We start from the raw sequence: 18,431 nt of genomic DNA, 5'->3' as shown, positions 1-18,431 counted from the left end.
GCGACTCATGAGTGCTCGGTTATATGCGGGCCAATTGGTTGTGCGGTAGATTTTGTGTGTAGGCTTCTTCATTTGAAAATTATATCGCTGAAAAAGCCTTTACAGATAGGTTTGTGCAACAAAGCCTTTGGTAATTCAAATCATGCTGGTCAAGCAGTTGATAATTATACACTTGCAGTTACCAATACTGCAGTTGATGCTACACAGTTAGCAGGTAATTATACCGATCGCTATCTAATTAAAGCTTACTACTAATTTATTTAATCAACCTAACCTGATATTTATGTCGGGTTAGGTTGCCTCATTATACTTTTAAATGGAAAATTATAATATGAGAAAAACAACTATATTATTTTTTTTATCTTTTTTTTATTTTTCTGGCGGGAAGGCTGATGTTGCAATTGATCCAGTACAAATGTATATATTTAATGATAAAAAACAAAAAACAACAACACTTACTTTAGAGTCTATAAATGAAGTAGAAAAAAAGATATTTGAGGTGAAAGCATTTAAATGGGATCAAAATGATAAAGGTGAAGATGTGTTGGAGAAGGATGATACTCTTATAATTAATCCAAGAAATTTTATTTTAAAACCTAATGGGAAACAAGTTATACGTGTTGGTTTTAATCGTCCAATAGTATCTGTATTGGATGGTCGGGAAGAGGGTGCCTGGCGCATTGTAATTGAGGAATTACCTCAACCTGTAAAAGAATCATCTATTACTTTCTTGATGAATTTTAACCTGCCATTATTTATTGGAAAGCAAGATAACTTAAAATTAAATTTTAATATTGAGAATGATAAGCTTATAGTTAAAAATAAAGCAGAATCTCATATTCAAATTTCAAAGTTACAAATTTTAGATTCTAATAAGAAAGAAGTTTTTACTAGTAATAATATGAAATATGTACTTAAAGATAAGAGTATTTTTTATGAGTTGGAAGGGGTTAAAATAAATAATCCTCGTAATTATTTTGTTAAAGTAATGACAGATAAGTCGCATGAGGAAATAGAGTTAAAGCTTATGGATTAAAATTATAATTAAGGATTATATTATGCAGTTAAATAGAAAAATAATTATTCTAGTTAATATTTTATTCTTATGTAATGCTAATGCTAACCAGAATCCTGATGAATTTTTTGCTAATCTTTGGATAAATGAGCTTGATCATAATATAGATATTATTTTAATAAAAAGTGATGATAATTTTTACATAGAGTGCAATATATTGTCGGAACGAGATATTGATATATCTAAATTATCAAAAATGGCTTCTCGGGATGAGTTTTGTCTTATTTCGGACCGGAATATTCAATCTAATTTCGATGCCTCTAAGCAAACAATTAATCTCACCATACCTACCCAACTGTTTAAATCAAGTACACAGATCTCCCAGTTGCAGACTATGCCAGAGAGAGCCAGTTTTGGAGGTTTCGTAAATTATGATTTTACCTATTTAAATTCAAAAATAGACAGAGAAACGAATTCTTTATATAACGGCCTGACAGATCTGGGTGTCTTTAAAGACTATTGGATTTTTAAGAACTCAATAGCATATTATAATCATCCTTTGAATGAGTATTTTACTCGACTCAGTACTAGTATTGAGTTTGAATTTCCTAAAAGTATGACTCAGCTTACTTTAGGAGATACAACTACAGTATATAATCCATTAATTAATTCTTTACGTTTTGCCGGTTTAAACTGGGGAACTAATTTTGCTGAGCGACCAAATTTTATTTATTGGAATACTCCAATCTTACAGGGAAGTGCGCGTGTTCCTTCTACAGTTGATTTGTATATTAATGGGGTAAGTATATATAGCCAAAGAGTCAGTCCTGGTGATTTCAATCTTCAAACTGGTGCACAAATTCAACAGGCAGGAAATGCACAAATTATTGTTGAAGATGTGTTAGGGAATAGGAGTGTACAAAGTTTTCCTATTCTGGTGACGAATCGGCTATTAAGATCTGATCTTAGTGAATATAATGTTTCATTAGGAAAGTTGCGTTATAACTATAATATAGAAAGTAATGACTATCGTAATTTTTTCTCTAACCTTTATTATCGTTATGGGGTATCTAATTGGACAACACTTGGTTCTAATTTTTCTTATAGCGAAGACTTGCAAAATTTAGGCTTTCTATGGACTCAAGCTATTAGTCATTATTTGGTTTTGGATAGTGTAGTTCAAGCTTCACACGATGAACTTAATAATTTTAATTATTCATATGGATTATCTGCTGCAAAGGATTTCGGAAGAGTTTCACTTGGTGCAAGTGCGAAATATACAGAAAGAGATTTTAAATATTTAGGTGATGACCTGGATAATTTTTATAGTTATCCTAAGTATGAATATTTAATTTATGGGGGAATGAGCAATATTCCTCTCTTGCATAATATTTATTTGAATTATGCTGCCCAGAGTTTTCATCAGCAAGAAATACGCGTGGAAGATGAGATTCCTTCATTTTTTCAAAATGATCGTAAAACTTTAAATTTAGGGTTTAATCGTCGGCTAGGTAGGAAGGGAAGCCTAGGTTTGAGTTATTTTAGCTCATTTGGTAATGATCGGGATTCTGGAGTTGTCTTATCACTTAGCTATAGTTTTGATGATGATAAAGCAGTTTATTTTAGTCATTCAACAGATGAAAGAACTAAATTGCAATTTGTAAAAAGTAATCCTAATCAGGTTGGATTTGACTATGAAACAGGTGTAAATAGACTCGAAGATGAAACACTATATAATTTCAATGGGCGATTGAAAACAGATGTTGGGGATTTAGGTTTTTATCATATAGAGGGAGATAATGAGTCTGAATCACAATTAAACTATCGTGGTGCGGTTGTTTTTCTTAATAATAAATTCAATTTTACCAAGTTGGTTGATAATGCATTTTCTGTTGTTAGTGTGGGAGATTATCAGGATGTCGATGTTTTAAGGTCTTTATCTGTAGTAGATAAAACGAATAAGAAAGGCTATACCTTTGTTCATGATATTATTCCTTATGTAAATTATGATATTGGTTTTGATCAGAATCAATTACCAGTCGAAGATAAGATTCCTTATGCAACCAAGAGGCTTACTGCTTTAGATCAGCGGGGGTATATTATTAATTTCCCTATATATAATACAAAACAGGTCACGATTTTGCCTGTAGATAGTAATAATCATAAATTCACAGCTGGTTCAGAGTTATATATCGATAATGATGGTGGGGAGGTTTATCCTATCTCATCGAACGGTACGGTCACTCTATATGGGCTTATTCCAAATACTTACAATATTAAAATCATCAGCACCGAATCTAAAACTTGCTTTGCACAATTGACGGTTACAGAAAATCAAAAAGAAGAAAGCGGACTATCTACGCTTATCTGTAAATAAAGGATGAAAAATAATGAAACTTAAATTTACTGTACTTGTGTTCTCTCTATTATTAACCAGTCTAAGTCATGCCCAACGTTGTCAGATTGATCGATCGACAGCATCAGAACTCAAATTGAACTCCTCTTATCTGAGCCAAGCTGCGACTTCTTTTATCGTAAGGTGTGATAGTAGTTATGCTATTCAATTTAATTCTAGAAACTTAACCAGCACTAATGGCAGTAGTTATTTGGTTAATGAGCACAATCATAAAATAAGAACACAAATGTATATTTCTGGGGCGACCTCATCCCGTTGGAATATGCCGATATCCCAACCGGCAACTAGCCTAAGTAAATTTATTGTATTGGTACAACTAGCTGAACAACCTTCTGCTTTGACCCCAGCTGGAGTTTATAAAGACAGTTTATATGTGGATCTTATCTACTGAATTCTTTTAGTTGGCTCTTAAAAGAGAATTGGATTTTGGTCTATTTAAGTCCTTTAACCAGATTTTGAAGCTTTCTGACTGGATTTTTTAGGCATGAGCTATGGTTATGAATAGGTGAGTTAATTTACTCTTAATTGTTAGTCAAGTTAATTAGATATCTCTATAAGTACATCAACTTCCGAATAAAATGAGAGAAGGGGGTAATATCATTAAAATGCAATAAATAAGCATTAGACTTTAGCTTAAAATATAATCACATAGGTGTGATATGGAACAGCCCTGCACCTCAGCGTTATCGAAAAAAATGTCTGCACTTCAAAATATTAGCTTTGACTTAAAACAGTTGCGACAGCAAAAAACAAAAATGACCCTGCCTTTGGAAGAGTTGACTCGTCCTCGTCTCAAAATAGCCATTGTGACTGAAACCTGGTCTCCTGAAATCAATGGGGTTGCCCATGCTTTATTGCAACTGTGTAAAGGATTACAAAAACAGGGGCATAAGATTTTATTAATTCGTCCGGAACAACGACAAGCCTATAACGATTTTAAGCCGCATAGCGAATGTCTAGTTAAAGCGCATTGCATTCCTAAATATAGTAATTTGCAGTTTGGTAGGCCGCAATTTTTAAAAATCCATCAAGCTGTTGAAACTTTTACACCCGATATTATCCATGTCGTGACCGAAGGTCCTTTGGGTCTGGTAGCTCAACAGCTTGCAAAATTCCATAAAATTCCGGTTTCTAGCGGTTTTCACTCGTCATTTCAGGAATTTAGTCGATTTTTTGATTTGGCTTTTTTACTGAAGCCAATTCAAGGCTATTTAAAGTGGTTTCATAATAATACTGATTTGACCTGTGTTCCGAGTCGAGGCACGGCTCAAGCCTTAAATCAGTTTGGTGTGACTTGTCCCTTGGCAGTTGTGGGCAGAGGCGTCGATCCAGATACATTTTCACCAAAGTGGCGATCACCAGATTTGCGCTATGCTTGGGGAGTTTCAAACGAGACCCGGGTGATGTTGTATGTCGGACGGCTTTCCCCTGAAAAGGAAATTGACGTGCTGATCAAAACCTATTTTGTGCTGCGCCAAGTTCGTCAGCAAGATATACGTTTGGTGGTGGTTGGAGATGGGCCGGATCGCACTCGACTGCAACAACTGAATCAGGATGGCAGTATTGTTTTTACCGGTAGCTTGACAGGAGAAAAACTGTCAGCGGCGTATGCCAGTGCAGATGTCTTCTGTTTTGCCAGTCAGGTTGAAACCTTTGGAAATGTGGTATTGGAAGCGATGGCCAGTGGCTTGCCAGTGATTGCTTATGATTATGCTTGTGCAAACTTGCATGTGCAGCATGGTGAAACGGGATGGTTGAGTAGACTTGGACATCAGCAGGGGTTGATCCAGCAGATGCTCGGATTGCCTGATCAGCAAAAATTGCAGCAGATGGGTGCGCAAGCACGTAAAAAAGCCGAAAAAGTAGGCTGGCAATATCCGGTCCGGCAATTTGAACAGGCACTGTATTCACTGATACAGCATCAGGAATACAGGATATAAAACAAGAAAGGAGCACCAGTGTGAAACTCCAGAATGTAAAGATTAAATTTTTAGAAATCGATTTGAAAGGCTGTGTTTATCTGAATCATTTTTCGCATTCAGTCCGTATTGCCACTTTTTTTAAAATGATTAGCCGCTTAGGAAATGGTGCATTTTGGTATTTCATGCTGATACTGGTTTGGATCATGCAAGGCTTGATCTATACCGTGCAGATTGTTTATCTGATTTTGGGAAGTGCTATAGGTACTATGATTTACAAGGTGCTTAAAATCAAAACTGTACGACCACGTCCTTATCAGGTACATCAAGTGATCCGTTTGGGTGAGCATCCACTGGATCATTTCAGTTTTCCTTCCGGGCATACCTTGCATGCCGTGATGGCAACCACCGTTTTAGGTTATGTCGCACCTTTATTACTGATGCTGATGTTGCCTTTTACGGTTCTGGTCGCAGTGTCCCGAATGGTGCTGGGATTGCATTATCCAAGTGATGTGGCAGTTGGCGCAATTCTGGGTGGCATGATGGCAATTGCCATTGTCCTGACCGCGCCTTATCTGAATATTGTGCTGTAAAAATAAGTGAAAGCCGGAGCAAAGGCTCGCAGATTTTCACAGATTTGTTAAAGTACAGCATCAAAGCAATTATGGTGAGAAATAGAGATGGGTTTACGTTGGACTGACACGCTCGATATCGCGATTGAACTCTATGAAGCGCATCCAGATGTGGACCCGCAGTGGATTCGTTTTACTGATTTACATGCCTGGGTGTGTGCTTTGCCTGAGTTTGAAGATGATCCAACCAAGTCGACTGAAGGTTTGCTTGAAGCCATTCAAATGGCATGGATTGACGAGGCACGCTAAGGCCTCATCTTAAAAAAGCATTTTTTTACAGATGAAAAGCAGAAAAATGCGCATTATCTCGGTATAATGCGCCAAATTTTCATGTCAACAATTGACTTAAGGAGCCTATCATGGCTATCGAACGTACTTTATCTATCGTTAAACCAGACGCAGTTGCTAAAAACCACATCGGCGACATCTTTGCTCGTTTCGAGAAAGCTGGTCTTCAAATTGTTGCAACTAAAATGAAACATTTGACTCAAGCTGAAGCTGAAGGCTTCTATGCTGAGCACAAAGAACGTGGTTTCTTTGCTGACCTAGTTGCATTTATGACTTCTGGTCCAGTTGTTGTTTCAGTTCTTGAAGGCGAAAACGCTGTTCTTGCTCACCGTGACATCCTTGGTGCGACGAATCCTAAAGAAGCTGCTCCTGGTACTATCCGTGCAGATTTCGCTGTAAGCATCGACGAAAACGCTGCTCACGGTTCTGACTCTGTAGCATCTGCTGATCGTGAAGTTAACTACTTCTTCGCTCAAACTGAGATTGCTCCACGTACTCGTTAATTCGCAGTATTCAAGCCAGATAAGTGTTATTATACTTATCTGGTTTTTTTATTCTCTGAATAATTCTTTGCTCACATATTGAGCTTCTCCTTTTATCTTTAGACATGGTTTAGGTAATACACATGAGTACTGAAGCAGTCGCTGTATCAGCAGTTTCTGAGCCGCAGCAACACACTCCATCCGCTCCAGCACAGGCAAATACTGTCGAGAAAGTGAATTTACTTGGCATGTCACGTCCGCAAATGGAAAAATTCTTTGAGGACATGGGTGAGAAGAAGTTTCGTGCCGGGCAGGTGATGAAATGGATTCACCAATTTTTTGTGACTGATTTTGCTGAAATGACCAATATTTCAGGGAAACTGCGTGAAAAATTAGAAAAGATTTGTGAAATTAAAGCGCCTGAAGTGGTGCATAAAAACTATTCTAAAGATGGTACCCGTAAATGGGTCTTCCGTGTTGGCGATGGCGAAGGTTCTCTTGTTGAAACGGTACTGATTCCTGCTGAACATCGTAGCGGTTTACGTCGCACTTTGTGTATTTCTTCACAAGTGGGCTGTGCACTGGACTGTTCATTCTGTTCGACCGGCAAACAGGGTTTTCAGCGTGATTTGACCCAGGCAGAAATTATCGGTCAGCTGTGGATGGCAAACTATTCCTATATGGAAGATGTGCCCGTGCTTGAGCGTGAGCGTTCAGTGACCAACGTGGTGATGATGGGCATGGGCGAGCCATTGCTCAACTACGATGCCGTGTTGAACTCGATGCGTGTGATGCTGGATGACTTTGCATACGGCATGTCAAAACGTCGGGTGACTTTATCGACTTCAGGTGTGGTGCCGAAAATCGATCAAATGGTCAAAGATATTGACGTGGCGCTGGCTATTTCACTGCACGCACCCAATGATGAACTTCGTAATGAGCTGGTGCCGATCAATAAAAAATATCCGCTTGAGCAGCTGATTGCTGCATGTCAGCGTTATATTGCCAAAGATGGGAATGAAAGTTCACGTAAACACGTGACGATTGAATATGTGATGTTAGATGGCGTGAATGACCATCCTGAACATGCCCAGCAAATGATTAAGCTGTTGAAGAATTTGCCAAGCAAGATTAATTTGATTCCTTTTAATCCGTTCCCGCATGCGCCATATGGCCGCTCAAGCCGCAACCGGATTATTTCTTTCCAAAAAACTTTGTCTGATGCCGGTTTTGTGTGTACGATTCGTCAGACACGCGGTGATGACATTGATGCCGCGTGCGGACAGTTAGTCGGACAAGTTGCTGACCGTACCCGTCGTGCGGAACAGTGGAAAAAGAAAATTGCGCAATCGAATGAGATCATGCGCTCACAAGGATAATAAGAGGTCGCCAGTTGAGAAATCTAACATCAAAGTTTGCTTTGATTTCAACAGTATGTGTGTCTTTGGTTTTAGTCGCGTGTCAGACGCCAGATTTGGGTCAGAAAGATCCTGAAAAGGCCACCAAAGTCCGTACCCAATTGGCGGTAGAATATCTGAGAACAGGTGACCTGGATGCAGCCAAACGTGCGCTGGATCAGGCCCTTGAGACTACTCCGCGTGATTCTCAAGCAAATATGATGATGGGCGTGCTACTGCAACAGGAAGGTAGTAAGCTTAATCTCGAAAAAGCAGATCATTATTTCAAGCGCGCGATTTCGGCAGATCCGAAAAATGCGCAGGCACGAAATAATTACGGCACTTATTTATATCAGCTTGAACGCTATAATGATGCGATCGAGCAGTTTCAAATTGCTGGTGCCACGTTGGGTTATGATCAGCGATTCCGCGCACTGGAAAATATGGGGCGGATTTACCTGAAACTGGGTGATACAGCAAATGCTGAAAAATCATTCAAACAGGCGCTGCAAGCCAATCGCGATTCTTATATTTCAATGTTAGAGTTGGCAGAAATATTTTATTTGAACCAGCAGTTCCCGGCGGCGACACAAATGTATCAACAGTTTGTGCGTGGTGTGGGGCAGAAAAATCAGGGTGCCCGTGCACTCTGGATTGGCATTCGCACTGCGCGTGCCGGAGGTGATCAGTTGGGTATGCAGGTATTGGTCAACCAGTTACGTGCACTTTTTCCTGAAAGCCAGGAATACCAACGTTATTTGCAATTACAGTACAGTACTGAGGCCGTATGGAAGTAAATCCTAATTCACCATCGAATCATTCGAGCGTAGCTCCAAATGCGTTAGGAAATATTCAACGTCCGGGCGAGTACTTGCGCCAGATTCGTATCAATCAGCAGCGCAATCTGGAAGATGTAGTGAAAGAGCTGAATATTCCGGTCAAAACCCTGACTGCACTGGAACAGGATGAATATAAGTCTTTGCCTGAAGCAACCTTTATCAAAGGTTATTACCGGACTTATGCCAAATTTCTGGGTGTAGATGCGTCTAGTATTATTCAGCGATTTGATGAAATTTATACCAATGATACCGGGTTGCTGCCGAATCATGCCTTGAACAATTCTCCTATTAAAATTATGGGGAAATTGCCAGGTTCCAAACGTGACCGCAATCGTAAATGGTTAAAGCGCATTTTTATTACGCTGGTACTGTTGCTGATTTTGGGCGCACTGTTTGCCATGATTCAGAACTGGTCGAGCAGTAATTCACAAAATAGCAGTGAAGTCTCTGGAGTAGGCGCTTCTAATGTCGAGATTCTGAATCTGGATACAGGTGCCGCACTTTCCGGTGATCAGCTGAAACTTGATTTTAACCGTCCGACTTCGGTGCATATTGTCGACTCGGCGGGTAATGTTCTGGCAACTGGCCGTCAGGCATCGAGCTTGCAACTGAATGGTGAAGCGCCATTCCAGATTCGTCTGGATGATGCATCGGCTGTATCACTCAGTTTAAATAATGAAAATATTTCATTGTCACCCTACACTGTGAACGGAAAAGCAGAATTCCGTTTATCACCTTAACAGATCAAGAGTAGAGCAGAACGATGATCGTAAATCCAATTAAACGTCGTCCAACACGTAAAATTCGTGTGGGTTCAGTTTATGTGGGTGGGGATGCACCAATCAGTATCCAGTCGATGACCAATACTGAAACCTGTGATGTAGCAGCTACGGTTGCTCAGATCCAGCGCTGCGTCGATGCAGGCGCGGACATCATGCGGGTTTCTGTGCCTACCATGGAAGCGGCGGCGGCATTTGGTGAAATTCGCAAGCAGGTCAATGTACCTTTGGTGGCGGATATTCACTTCGATTATAAAATTGCTTTGGCAGTTGCCGATTTGGGTGCAGACTGCCTGCGGATTAACCCGGGCAATATCGGTTCTGAAGCGAAAATTCGTGAAGTCGTGGCCGCGGCACGTCATAACGACATTTCCATGCGGATCGGTGTCAATGCCGGCTCCCTGGAAAAAGATATTCAAAAGAAATATGGCGAGCCGACTGGTCAGGCTTTGCTTGAATCTGCGATGCGCCATATCGATATTCTAGACCGTCTGGATTTCCAGGAATTCAAAATTTCAGTCAAAGCCTCGAATGTGTTCCTGACCATGGATGCGTATCGTTTGCTGTCACAGCAAATTGATAATCCGCTCCATCTGGGTGTCACAGAAGCGGGTATTTACCGTACCGGTTCGGTTAAATCTGCGATCGCTTTGGGTGGTCTGCTGATGGAAGGCATCGGGGATACCATGCGTATTTCACTGGCTGCCGAGCCTGAAGAAGAAATTAAAATTGGTTTTGATATTCTGAAATCGTTGGGTCTGCGCTCAAACGGGATTAACTTCATTGCCTGCCCAAGCTGTTCACGTCAGGAATTTAATGTGATTTCCGTGATGCAGCAACTTGAAGAGCGTTTAGAAGATATTCGTACCCCAATGGATGTCTCGGTCATTGGCTGTAAGGTCAATGGTCCGGGTGAAGCCAAAGAAGCGGATATTGGTGTCGTAGGTGCAGCACCACGTTCACTGGTGTACCGTAATGGTGAAAAGAGCCATTTAATTGATACGAATCAATTGGTTGATGAAATCGAAACCATGGTTCGTCAACGTGTTACCGAGCTTGAAGAAGCTAAATCTAAAGAAATTATTCGTACAAGTTTTCCTGAGTAGATCATGAGTTCAATCGTCGCAATCAAAGGTTTTAATGACATTCTCCCAACGCAAACCCCAGCTTGGAGACGTCTTGAACAGCATCTATCCGGTTTGATGGATGCCTATGGCTATCAACAAATCCGTTTGCCTATCGTTGAACAGACTAATTTGTTTAAACGTTCGATCGGTGATGCAACCGATATCGTTGAAAAAGAGATGTATACCTTCCTCGACAAGGGTAATCCACCTGAGTCTTTGACACTACGTCCTGAAGGAACGGCAGGTTGTGTACGTGCCATGCTGGAGCATAACCTGCTGCGTGGTGCGACGCCTCGTGTTTGGTATATCGGACCCATGTTCCGTTATGAAAAACCGCAAAAAGGCCGTTACCGTCAGTTCCACCAGTTTGGTGTGGAAACCTTTGGTGTGGCAACACCGGATATGGACGCAGAACTGATTCTGATGACGGCGCGTCTGTGGAAACGTATGGGTGTGGCAGACAAGGTTCAGCTTGAGTTAAATACACTCGGTGAGTCGGATGAGCGTGCAGCATATCGTGCGGCACTGGTTGAATTCCTGGAGTCGCATAAAGCGGATCTGGATGAAGATTCTCAGCGCCGTCTGACCACGAATCCATTGCGTATTCTGGATTCTAAAGATGCCAAAACACAAAGCATCTTGGAAAATGCACCGAAACTTCATGATTTTATGGGTGAAGAAACGCTGGCGCATTTTGCCCAGTTACAGCAGTATTTGACTGATGCAGGCGTAAGCTTCGTGATCAATCAAAAACTGGTACGTGGTCTGGATTACTACAACAAAACTGTTTTTGAATGGACCACAACTCACTTGGGTTCACAAGGTACAGTGTGTGCCGGTGGCCGTTATGACGGTCTAGTGGGTCAACTTAAAGGAAAGGCAGATCAGTCTGTCCCTGCGGTCGGTTTTGCTATGGGGATCGAGCGTTTATTGCTTCTGCTTGAACAGGTTGAAGACAATACCCGGGCACGTGATTGTGAAGTATTCCTGGTGGCTGAACCGGCTTCTCAAGGTAAAGCTTTGGTCATTGCGGAGCAGATTCGTGATCAGCTTGAAGCAACAGACAGTCAGGTTCGTCTGAAAGTAGGCTCACAAGGTTCAATGAAATCGCAAATGAAAAAGGCCGATCAAGCCGGTGCTTTGTATGCGGCGATTTTGGGTGAACGTGAACTGGAAGCTCAGGCGTTTACTGTGAAAGAGCTGGCAACCGCAGAGCAATCGAATGTACCATTTACGGACTTCGTTGCATTTTTTAGTACTAAAATTTCTTCAAAATAATCGATAAAACATTAGGAAAAGGGTAATCTCATGAGCGCAATGAGTGGTGATGAACAGTTTGAAAGCTTAAAATCCTTTACGAAGAAATATGGTTCTTCGATGATTACCGGGATTTTAATTGCGCTGATTGCCTTTTTTGGATGGGAATATTGGCAGAAGAAAAACCTGGCAGAGTCGCAAATGCACACTGCCAAGGTTCAGCAGTTGATGGATGATGCACAGGCATCGAAAGGTGATGGTTTTGCCAAGTTGTCTGAAGCTGCGGACAAGATTGTCAAGGAAGCACCTGATTCAGCTCAGGCGATTCAGACCCAGTTGGTGATGGCTAAACTGGCTTATGACAAAGAAGATTATGCTGCGGCCGAGAAAGCGCTACAGAAAGTTGAAAACTCGAAAGTAGACGATAAAGGTCTGGTTCAGGTCGTCAAACTTCGTCTGGCCTATGCACAACTGGCACAGAAAAAATATGATGCTGCATTGAAAACTTTAGAAGCAGTCACTGAGCCTGCATTTAAAGCAACTGCCGATGAAGCACGTGGCGATATCTATGTTGCCAAAAATGATATTGAAAATGCTAAAAAAGTATATCAAAGTGCATGGGATGCTTTGATTGAACGTAAAGAAGAACGTCAGATTTTACAAATTAAGCTCGAAAGCGTAGGCGTATTGGTCGATGATCCGGAAATCGAACGCCCAATTATAGAAACACAAGCGGAAGAAGCTGAATGAATAGAAAATACAAAATTACCTGTGCCTTGACTGTTTTAACGCTTGCATTGGCTGGCTGTGCGGGTAAAACCAATAAAGTTCCAGAAGTAAAACCGAATCCACTTCCAAAACTGACTCAAGCCAAAACCCTGGTCCCTGTATTTTCCACCAGTGTGGCTTCGACAGATGCTGCTGATCCGTTGCGTTTACGTCTGGATGCAGATAATGGTGTGGTCTTTGCAATTGATCCGAAAGGCGAAGTGTCTGCATTTAAAGGCAAACAGCGTCTGTGGCAGAAAAAAGTCAGCAAAGACAATTTAAGTTCTGGTGTTGAAGCTGCTGAAGGTCTTGTTGTCGTGGGTAACCAGAAAGGTCAGCTGTTTGCGCTGGATCAGCAAACCGGCGATCAGAAATGGACTGCGCAATTGACTGGCGCTTTACTGGCACCTTCACTGATTCATGCAGGGCGTGTCATTAGTGTTAGCAATGACGGCACAGTATATGCGCATGAAATTGCGACGGGTGCGCAAGTTTGGACTTATAACTTACCTAATGTACAATTCAGCCTGCGTGGCATGGCTGCACCTGTTGCATTAGATGCTCGTAATGTACTGATTGCATCTTCCAATGCTTATATCTATGCACTGGATGCCTTAAGCGGTGTGCCAAAATTACAGCGTCGTGTCGCAGTGTCGGATGGGCGTTCTGATATCCAGCGTCTGGTTGATATTGACGGGGAACCGGTCGTTGCAGGCCAGTTTGTGGTGACCACCAGTTATCAAGGTCAGGTGACTGTGCTGGATTTAGCTTCACAACAGGTGGTCTGGAGTGAAGATGCCAGCAGTATCCAGCGTCCAGAAGTTGTGGGCAATGGTGTATTTGTGGCGCAAACCGATGGCAAAATCAAAGCCTTTGAGATTACTTCGGGTCAACCGCTTTGGGAAAATGACCAGTTGCTGAATCGCAAGTTAAGTAATCCGGTGATGCTGGGTACTGACCTTGTAGTCGGTGATCTGGATGGTGTCTTGCACCTGATTGATCCGCGTACTGGACAGATTACTGGTCGTTCGAAAACTTCTGGGGAAGTGCGTAGCTTACGCGTCATCGACAACCAGCTTTATGTTTCTACACGCAAGGGCGCATTAAGCATTTGGCAGAACCGTTAATTTTAACGAGCCTTATGCTAAACTAGCCACAACCGTATTTTTGTGAACGCGGGGTGATTGAAAAATCAATGCCCCGTGTTTTTATTTAGGGTATTTCCCCCTTATATCTTCCTATGCTTTCTGATGTTCAGGCCACTTTGACGCCTGATATTGAATAAAGGTTACTCTATGAAACCCGTAATTGCGCTCATTGGTCGTCCGAACGTCGGAAAATCGACGCTGTTCAACCAGATTACCAAGAGCCGTGACGCATTGGTGGCAGACTTTGCAGGTCTGACACGCGACCGTAAATATGGCGATGCTACCTATCAAAATAAATCCTTTATTGTTGTCGATACCGGCGGTATTGGCGAAAATGAAGGTGGTATTGATTCATATATGGCAGAGCAATCCAAGACTGCCATTCATGAAGCCGATATCATCATTTTTGTGGTTGATGCGCGTGCCGGACTGCTGGCATCTGATGAACAGATTGCCCGTGAATTGCGTACTTTAGGCAAAAAAGTCTTTCTGGTGGCCAACAAGGTCGACGGCGTACATGCTGAAGCTGCCTTGGTTGAATTCTACAAACTGGGTATGGGCGAGCCGCTACAAGTGGCAGCCAGCCATGGTCGTGGTGTTCAGCAGATGCTGGAAGATGTACTTGCTGATGTACCTGAAGATGAAAATCCGGAAGAGCATGACAAAAACACGGGTCTGCGTTTAGCGATTATTGGTCGTCCGAACGTAGGTAAATCCACGCTGGTGAACCGCTTGCTCGGTGAAGAGCGTGTGGTGGCATTTGACCAGCCGGGTACAACACGTGACTCGATTTATATTCCATTCGAGCGTGATGGCCGTCAATACACCCTGATTGATACTGCCGGGGTGCGTCGTAAAGGTAAAGTCGATGAAATGATTGAGAAATTCTCGATTGTTAAAACTTTACAGGCGATGAAAGATGCCAACGTAATTGTTGTTGTGGTTGATGCGCGTGATGGTATTGTTGAGCAGGACTTGCATTTGATTGGCTATGCGCTTGAAGCGGGTCGTGCCATGGTCATTGCAGTCAACAAATGGGATAACATGACTGAATATGATCGTAAGCAATGTAAGCTCGATGTAGAGCGTCGCTTCGATTTTATTCCATGGGCCAAAGTACATTTGATTTCTGCATTGCATGGAACGGGTGTGGGCGATCTTTATCCATCGATTCACCGTGCTTATGATTCATCTCGTTTGAAAGTATCACCGGCAAAAATCACCCAGATTTTAAATGATGCGACAGATGCCCACCAACCGCCGATGGTTCAGGGTCGTCGTATTAAAATGCGTTATGCGCATATGGGTGGACAAAATCCGCCAACGATCGTGATTCATGGTAACAAGGTGGATAAAACCCCTGCGGATTATCGTCGTTACTTGGAAAACGTGTTCCGTAAAGTGTACAAGCTTGAAGGTACACCGATTAAAATCGAGTTTAAAACTTCTGAAAACCCGTTTGAAGGCCGTAAGTCTCAAGTGGATGAGCGTGCAGCTGCGCGTAAACGTCGTTATGTACAGAAGTTCAAGAAAGCCGAGAAGAAATTTAAACGCTAATTCTATAGTTTAAATTTTTCGGATAAAAAGCCTGCGTAAAGCGGGCTTTTTGTTTAGAGAAAATAATGAATTTCTCTCCCAATAAAAGTGTAAATTCTTTTACACTCAAATCAATTGACATCTTTTTAATGGATTCACGTGGCTCGGCTGATTCAAATTCATCTGCATCAACTTTCTGATCTGGCTTGTGATCAATTGTCAGACCGCAAAACCCAGATTGCCGAACGGAAACGCGAAGTGGCATTTTTGCGCAATCAGCTTTTATCCCAATCTTTTGAATTGCCAGTTAGCGATCAACAGGTGGTGCGGACGAATTTTGGCAAGCCTTATTTAAATGACTATCCAGACTTCAGTTTTAATCATAGCCATAGCCATAATTTCTATGCCTTGGCCACGAGCAAGCAAGTTCAGAATTTAGGAATTGATATTGAAGAACTGAATCGTAAAGTCCGTTTTGAAGCTTTGGCACAACATGCCTTTCATCCCGAAGAATTAAAATATTGGAAAATGCTGGCTTATGATCCCGAATACTGGTTTAAAGTCTGGACCACCAAAGAGGCGGTGTTAAAGGCATCAGGCTTGGGAATCCGGATAAACCTGAATGAGCTCAATACCAATATCCATCCTGAACAAAATGGCGGACGCTGCGAACATCCAGAGATTGGCGTCTATGCCTATCAAAATTATTCTGTTGCTGACTGCATGCTCACCGTGGCCTGGCAAAGTGAGCACTCTTGCAAAGGGCTGAAATTTCCGGTGATTCAGCTTCATCACATTGTCTAGACCAGAATCAATCTCAGATTTTATTTTCTGGAAATGAGCAGATTACTTAGTCGATTCACAAATTGTGGACTCATTCGCGATAAATGAAATAAAAACTGGCTTTTCAATCCAACCGGATGATGGGTGGCTTGCCAGATGGAATCTTTGAGCTGTGCCAGTTTCAGAATATCCTGTGCAACCTCTTCTGCTTTTAAATGCACGCCCATTTTTTTAATACTTTCTGCCTGCATATCTTTGACCATGGCCGTACTGACGAAAAGCGGCATCACATCCAAGACCCGAATCCCATAGGGTTGCCACTCAATATCCAGACTTTCAGTCAGGCCACGCACTGCAAACTTGCTGGTGGAATAACTGCTTAAATCGGACTGGCCATAAATCGCCGAAGCGGAAGATAGATTAATGATGCGAGCAAATGCAGACTCTTTTAAATAAGGAAAAGCGGCATGACAGCCGTTCATGACCCCTTTGATATTAATATCCAGAGTTCGATGATGTGCCGCAATGGTGGTATCTTCAAAAGGGCCTGAATATAAGACTCCGGCATTATTCACCAGAATATTGATTTCACCTGCCCAAGCTGAAAATTCGGCTAAAGCTGTTTCCCAGGAAGCGTAGTCAGTTACATCCAGAAAACCGGCTTTGGCATGTTCGCCCAGTTGCTGGGCCAGTTGTTCTGCCTGCTCCACCTGAACATCATAAATGCCCACCTTGTAGCCGTGCTGGTAAAATAGGGCGGCTGTCGCGGCACCAATTCCTTGTGCTGCCCCACTAATCAATATACTGTGCATGTGCTTGATCTCCTTATTGTCTTTTTTTTGAGCATAGCAAGAAACCGGCAGATTGACGCGACTATTTGGTAAAAAAAAGAGGTTTTTGAACATGGAACAACTACTCCAGGTCATGCGCGAATTACGTGAAAAATGTCCATGGGATCAGCAGCAAACCCCCGAATCTCTGACCAAATATGCGATTGAGGAAGCTTACGAAGTCGAAGCTGCAGTCCGCTCCGGAAAAGTCGATGATGTCCGTGATGAACTGGGTGATTTGCTGTTACAGGTGGTGTTCCAGTCGCAGATGTATAGCGAGCAGGGGGCTTTCGATTTTCAGGATGTCGTACAGGCCATTACTGATAAACTGGTTCGCCGTCATCCGCATGTGTTTCAGGCTGAACAATTTGCAAAAATGAGTCCGGAAGATGTGTCTGAGCTATGGAAAGAAATCAAACAGCAAGAAAAGCAGGGTAAGCCGCGTTCACGCCTGGATGATATTAAACATGCGCCGGCTTTGGTACAGGCCGATGAAATTCAAAAAAATGTCGCTAAAATCGGTTTTGATTTTCCTGACATGGCCAGTGCCTATGCCAAGCTGGAAGAGGAGCTGGCTGAATTAAAAGAAGCGGTAGCTGGACAAAATTCCGATGAAATACAGGAAGAATTTGGCGACTGCTTATTTTCTCTGGTGAATGTTGGTCGTAAACTTGGCATTTCCAGCGAGATGGCATTATTGGGGACGATCCATAAATTCCGGACCCGCTTTGCCTTAATAGAAGATCAGGCACAATTACAACAATTAGACCTGGAAAAGCTGTCATTGGCTGAACTTGATCAGCTGTGGGAACAGGCTAAATTAGAATTAAAACAAAGAGCGGCACATGAAAAAAATACCTTATCAAATCGGTCGAACGTGGATTAATCTTCTTCTGAGTTGCTGGCTGGGCTTTATTTTTATCGGAACAGCGCATGCGACTGCGACCGATTATATGGAATGGAAGACCCAGCAACAGCAACATGACGCCCGCCTGAAGAAAAAAACTGCCGCTACGGCTTCATCGGAAAGCAATCACTATCTGGCGAAGCCTGCATTATCGGCATCTTCTGCTGCTGATAAAATCAGTTAGGACTTACGCACTATTATTTATAGATTCTCTGTGGCAGCAGATGATTTTTATCGAGAATAAAGTCATCAATGAAGTTTTTGATAATTGGTCTAAATAATTTCTTCTGCCAACGATATACATTTTC

20 protein-coding genes and 1 pseudogene are annotated in these 18,431 nt (G+C 42.1%); 19 read left to right on the top strand and 2 right to left on the bottom strand.

Going from position 1 to position 18,431, the window contains the following annotated elements; genetic code table 11:
- The 17 genes from AC1P5O_RS13935 to AC1P5O_RS13855 form a co-directional block, all read left to right on the top strand.
- Positions 1–255 (top strand): hypothetical protein (locus AC1P5O_RS13935; RefSeq protein ID WP_499006196.1); only part of this gene is annotated, 255 nt, incomplete at its 5' end.
- A gap of 76 nt (positions 256–331) precedes the next feature.
- Positions 332–1,036 carry a fimbrial biogenesis chaperone gene (locus AC1P5O_RS13930; protein WP_004647455.1) on the top strand — a complete coding sequence of 235 codons (705 nt, stop codon included), beginning with the start codon at positions 332–334 and terminating at the stop codon, positions 1,034–1,036.
- Positions 1,037–1,058: 22 nt separating this feature from the next.
- Positions 1,059–3,392 (top strand): fimbria/pilus outer membrane usher protein, encoded by a 2,334-nt coding sequence (locus tag AC1P5O_RS13925; RefSeq protein ID WP_262466555.1) that lies wholly within the window; start codon positions 1,059–1,061, stop codon positions 3,390–3,392.
- Positions 3,393–3,405: 13 nt separating this feature from the next.
- Entirely contained in the window at positions 3,406–3,822 is a 417-nt protein-coding gene (locus AC1P5O_RS13920) for a hypothetical protein (protein WP_004647457.1), read from the top strand.
- Positions 3,823–4,126: 304 nt separating this feature from the next.
- A complete protein-coding gene (locus AC1P5O_RS13915; protein ID WP_499006194.1) occupies positions 4,127–5,371 on the top strand; it encodes a glycosyltransferase family 4 protein in 1,245 nt (414 codons plus the stop codon).
- A gap of 20 nt (positions 5,372–5,391) precedes the next feature.
- Positions 5,392–5,943, top strand: coding sequence for a phosphatase PAP2 family protein (locus AC1P5O_RS13910; protein ID WP_262466554.1), 552 nt, complete (start codon positions 5,392–5,394; stop codon positions 5,941–5,943).
- Positions 5,944–6,030: 87 nt separating this feature from the next.
- Entirely contained in the window at positions 6,031–6,231 is a 201-nt protein-coding gene (gene iscX / locus AC1P5O_RS13905; RefSeq protein WP_004278360.1) for a Fe-S cluster assembly protein IscX, read from the top strand.
- Positions 6,232–6,341: 110 nt separating this feature from the next.
- The gene (gene ndk / locus AC1P5O_RS13900; protein ID WP_004647460.1) at positions 6,342–6,773 is read left to right on the top strand and encodes a nucleoside-diphosphate kinase; all 432 of its coding nucleotides are present in this window, start codon (positions 6,342–6,344) and stop codon (positions 6,771–6,773) included.
- Between the two features lie 122 nt (positions 6,774–6,895).
- Complete coding sequence (rlmN, locus tag AC1P5O_RS13895) at positions 6,896–8,131, top strand: dual-specificity RNA methyltransferase RlmN (RefSeq protein WP_005107875.1); 1,236 nt, start codon at positions 6,896–6,898, stop codon at positions 8,129–8,131.
- A 59-nt stretch (positions 8,132–8,190) separates the two neighbouring features.
- Positions 8,191–8,946 (top strand): type IV pilus biogenesis/stability protein PilW, encoded by a 756-nt coding sequence (gene pilW / locus AC1P5O_RS13890; protein WP_017397895.1) that lies wholly within the window; start codon positions 8,191–8,193, stop codon positions 8,944–8,946.
- Positions 8,937–9,728 (top strand): helix-turn-helix domain-containing protein, encoded by a 792-nt coding sequence (locus tag AC1P5O_RS13885; protein WP_262466553.1) that lies wholly within the window; start codon positions 8,937–8,939, stop codon positions 9,726–9,728. Before pilW ends, AC1P5O_RS13885 begins: the two co-directional genes overlap by 10 nt.
- Before the next feature lie 23 nt (positions 9,729–9,751).
- The gene (gene ispG, locus AC1P5O_RS13880) at positions 9,752–10,873 is read left to right on the top strand and encodes a flavodoxin-dependent (E)-4-hydroxy-3-methylbut-2-enyl-diphosphate synthase (RefSeq protein ID WP_004278355.1); all 1,122 of its coding nucleotides are present in this window, start codon (positions 9,752–9,754) and stop codon (positions 10,871–10,873) included.
- A gap of 3 nt (positions 10,874–10,876) precedes the next feature.
- A complete protein-coding gene (hisS, locus tag AC1P5O_RS13875; protein WP_005261825.1) occupies positions 10,877–12,172 on the top strand; it encodes a histidine--tRNA ligase in 1,296 nt (431 codons plus the stop codon).
- Between the two features lie 30 nt (positions 12,173–12,202).
- Positions 12,203–12,901, top strand: a complete 699-nt coding sequence (locus AC1P5O_RS13870; protein WP_004278352.1) for a YfgM family protein — start codon at positions 12,203–12,205, stop codon at positions 12,899–12,901.
- Positions 12,898–14,046 carry an outer membrane protein assembly factor BamB gene (gene bamB, locus AC1P5O_RS13865; RefSeq protein ID WP_085064516.1) on the top strand — a complete coding sequence of 383 codons (1,149 nt, stop codon included), beginning with the start codon at positions 12,898–12,900 and terminating at the stop codon, positions 14,044–14,046. Before AC1P5O_RS13870 ends, bamB begins: the two co-directional genes overlap by 4 nt.
- Before the next feature lie 168 nt (positions 14,047–14,214).
- Positions 14,215–15,624 (top strand): ribosome biogenesis GTPase Der, encoded by a 1,410-nt coding sequence (gene der / locus AC1P5O_RS13860; protein ID WP_004278348.1) that lies wholly within the window; start codon positions 14,215–14,217, stop codon positions 15,622–15,624.
- A gap of 138 nt (positions 15,625–15,762) precedes the next feature.
- Positions 15,763–16,407, top strand: coding sequence for a 4'-phosphopantetheinyl transferase family protein (locus tag AC1P5O_RS13855; RefSeq protein ID WP_121980025.1), 645 nt, complete (start codon positions 15,763–15,765; stop codon positions 16,405–16,407).
- Positions 16,408–16,427: 20 nt separating this feature from the next.
- Here the strand turns inward: AC1P5O_RS13855 and AC1P5O_RS13850 are convergent, their stop codons facing one another.
- Positions 16,428–17,198 (bottom strand): SDR family oxidoreductase, encoded by a 771-nt coding sequence (locus tag AC1P5O_RS13850; protein ID WP_348942291.1) that lies wholly within the window; start codon positions 17,196–17,198, stop codon positions 16,428–16,430.
- A 91-nt stretch (positions 17,199–17,289) separates the two neighbouring features.
- On the opposite strand from AC1P5O_RS13850, the gene mazG reads away from it, so the two are divergent.
- Complete coding sequence (gene mazG / locus AC1P5O_RS13845; RefSeq protein ID WP_121980024.1) at positions 17,290–18,102, top strand: nucleoside triphosphate pyrophosphohydrolase; 813 nt, start codon at positions 17,290–17,292, stop codon at positions 18,100–18,102.
- Positions 18,062–18,307 (top strand): hypothetical protein, encoded by a 246-nt coding sequence (locus tag AC1P5O_RS13840; RefSeq protein ID WP_499006190.1) that lies wholly within the window; start codon positions 18,062–18,064, stop codon positions 18,305–18,307. The genes mazG and AC1P5O_RS13840 overlap by 41 nt, the downstream gene beginning before the upstream one ends.
- A 13-nt stretch (positions 18,308–18,320) precedes the next feature.
- Here the strand turns inward: AC1P5O_RS13840 and AC1P5O_RS13835 are convergent.
- A pseudogene (locus tag AC1P5O_RS13835) lies at positions 18,321–18,431 on the bottom strand (IS701 family transposase); the annotation flags it as partial.

It is taken from the genome of Prolinoborus fasciculus, assembly GCF_056724605.1.
Note: the sequence above shows the minus strand (reverse complement) of the source record. Positions and strands in the feature narration are given on the sequence as shown.

Excerpts from the sequence above, each read along its gene's own strand:
- AC1P5O_RS13930 (WP_004647455.1), top strand. The coding sequence starts at position 332 with ATGAGAAAAACAACTATATTATTTTTTTTATCTTTTTTTTATTTTTCT.
- AC1P5O_RS13925 (WP_262466555.1), top strand. The coding sequence starts at position 1,059 with ATGCAGTTAAATAGAAAAATAATTATTCTAGTTAATATTTTATTCTTA.
- AC1P5O_RS13920 (WP_004647457.1), top strand. The coding sequence starts at position 3,406 with ATGAAACTTAAATTTACTGTACTTGTGTTCTCTCTATTATTAACCAGT.
- AC1P5O_RS13915 (WP_499006194.1), top strand. The coding sequence starts at position 4,127 with ATGTCTGCACTTCAAAATATTAGCTTTGACTTAAAACAGTTGCGACAG.
- iscX (WP_004278360.1), top strand. The coding sequence starts at position 6,031 with ATGGGTTTACGTTGGACTGACACGCTCGATATCGCGATTGAACTCTAT.
- ndk (WP_004647460.1), top strand. The coding sequence starts at position 6,342 with ATGGCTATCGAACGTACTTTATCTATCGTTAAACCAGACGCAGTTGCT.
- rlmN (WP_005107875.1), top strand. The coding sequence starts at position 6,896 with ATGAGTACTGAAGCAGTCGCTGTATCAGCAGTTTCTGAGCCGCAGCAA.
- AC1P5O_RS13885 (WP_262466553.1), top strand. The coding sequence starts at position 8,937 with ATGGAAGTAAATCCTAATTCACCATCGAATCATTCGAGCGTAGCTCCA.
- ispG (WP_004278355.1), top strand. The coding sequence starts at position 9,752 with ATGATCGTAAATCCAATTAAACGTCGTCCAACACGTAAAATTCGTGTG.
- hisS (WP_005261825.1), top strand. The coding sequence starts at position 10,877 with ATGAGTTCAATCGTCGCAATCAAAGGTTTTAATGACATTCTCCCAACG.
- AC1P5O_RS13870 (WP_004278352.1), top strand. The coding sequence starts at position 12,203 with ATGAGCGCAATGAGTGGTGATGAACAGTTTGAAAGCTTAAAATCCTTT.
- bamB (WP_085064516.1), top strand. The coding sequence starts at position 12,898 with ATGAATAGAAAATACAAAATTACCTGTGCCTTGACTGTTTTAACGCTT.
- der (WP_004278348.1), top strand. The coding sequence starts at position 14,215 with ATGAAACCCGTAATTGCGCTCATTGGTCGTCCGAACGTCGGAAAATCG.
- AC1P5O_RS13850 (WP_348942291.1), bottom strand. The coding sequence starts at position 17,198 with ATGCACAGTATATTGATTAGTGGGGCAGCACAAGGAATTGGTGCCGCG.
- mazG (WP_121980024.1), top strand. The coding sequence starts at position 17,290 with ATGGAACAACTACTCCAGGTCATGCGCGAATTACGTGAAAAATGTCCA.
- AC1P5O_RS13840 (WP_499006190.1), top strand. The coding sequence starts at position 18,062 with ATGAAAAAAATACCTTATCAAATCGGTCGAACGTGGATTAATCTTCTT.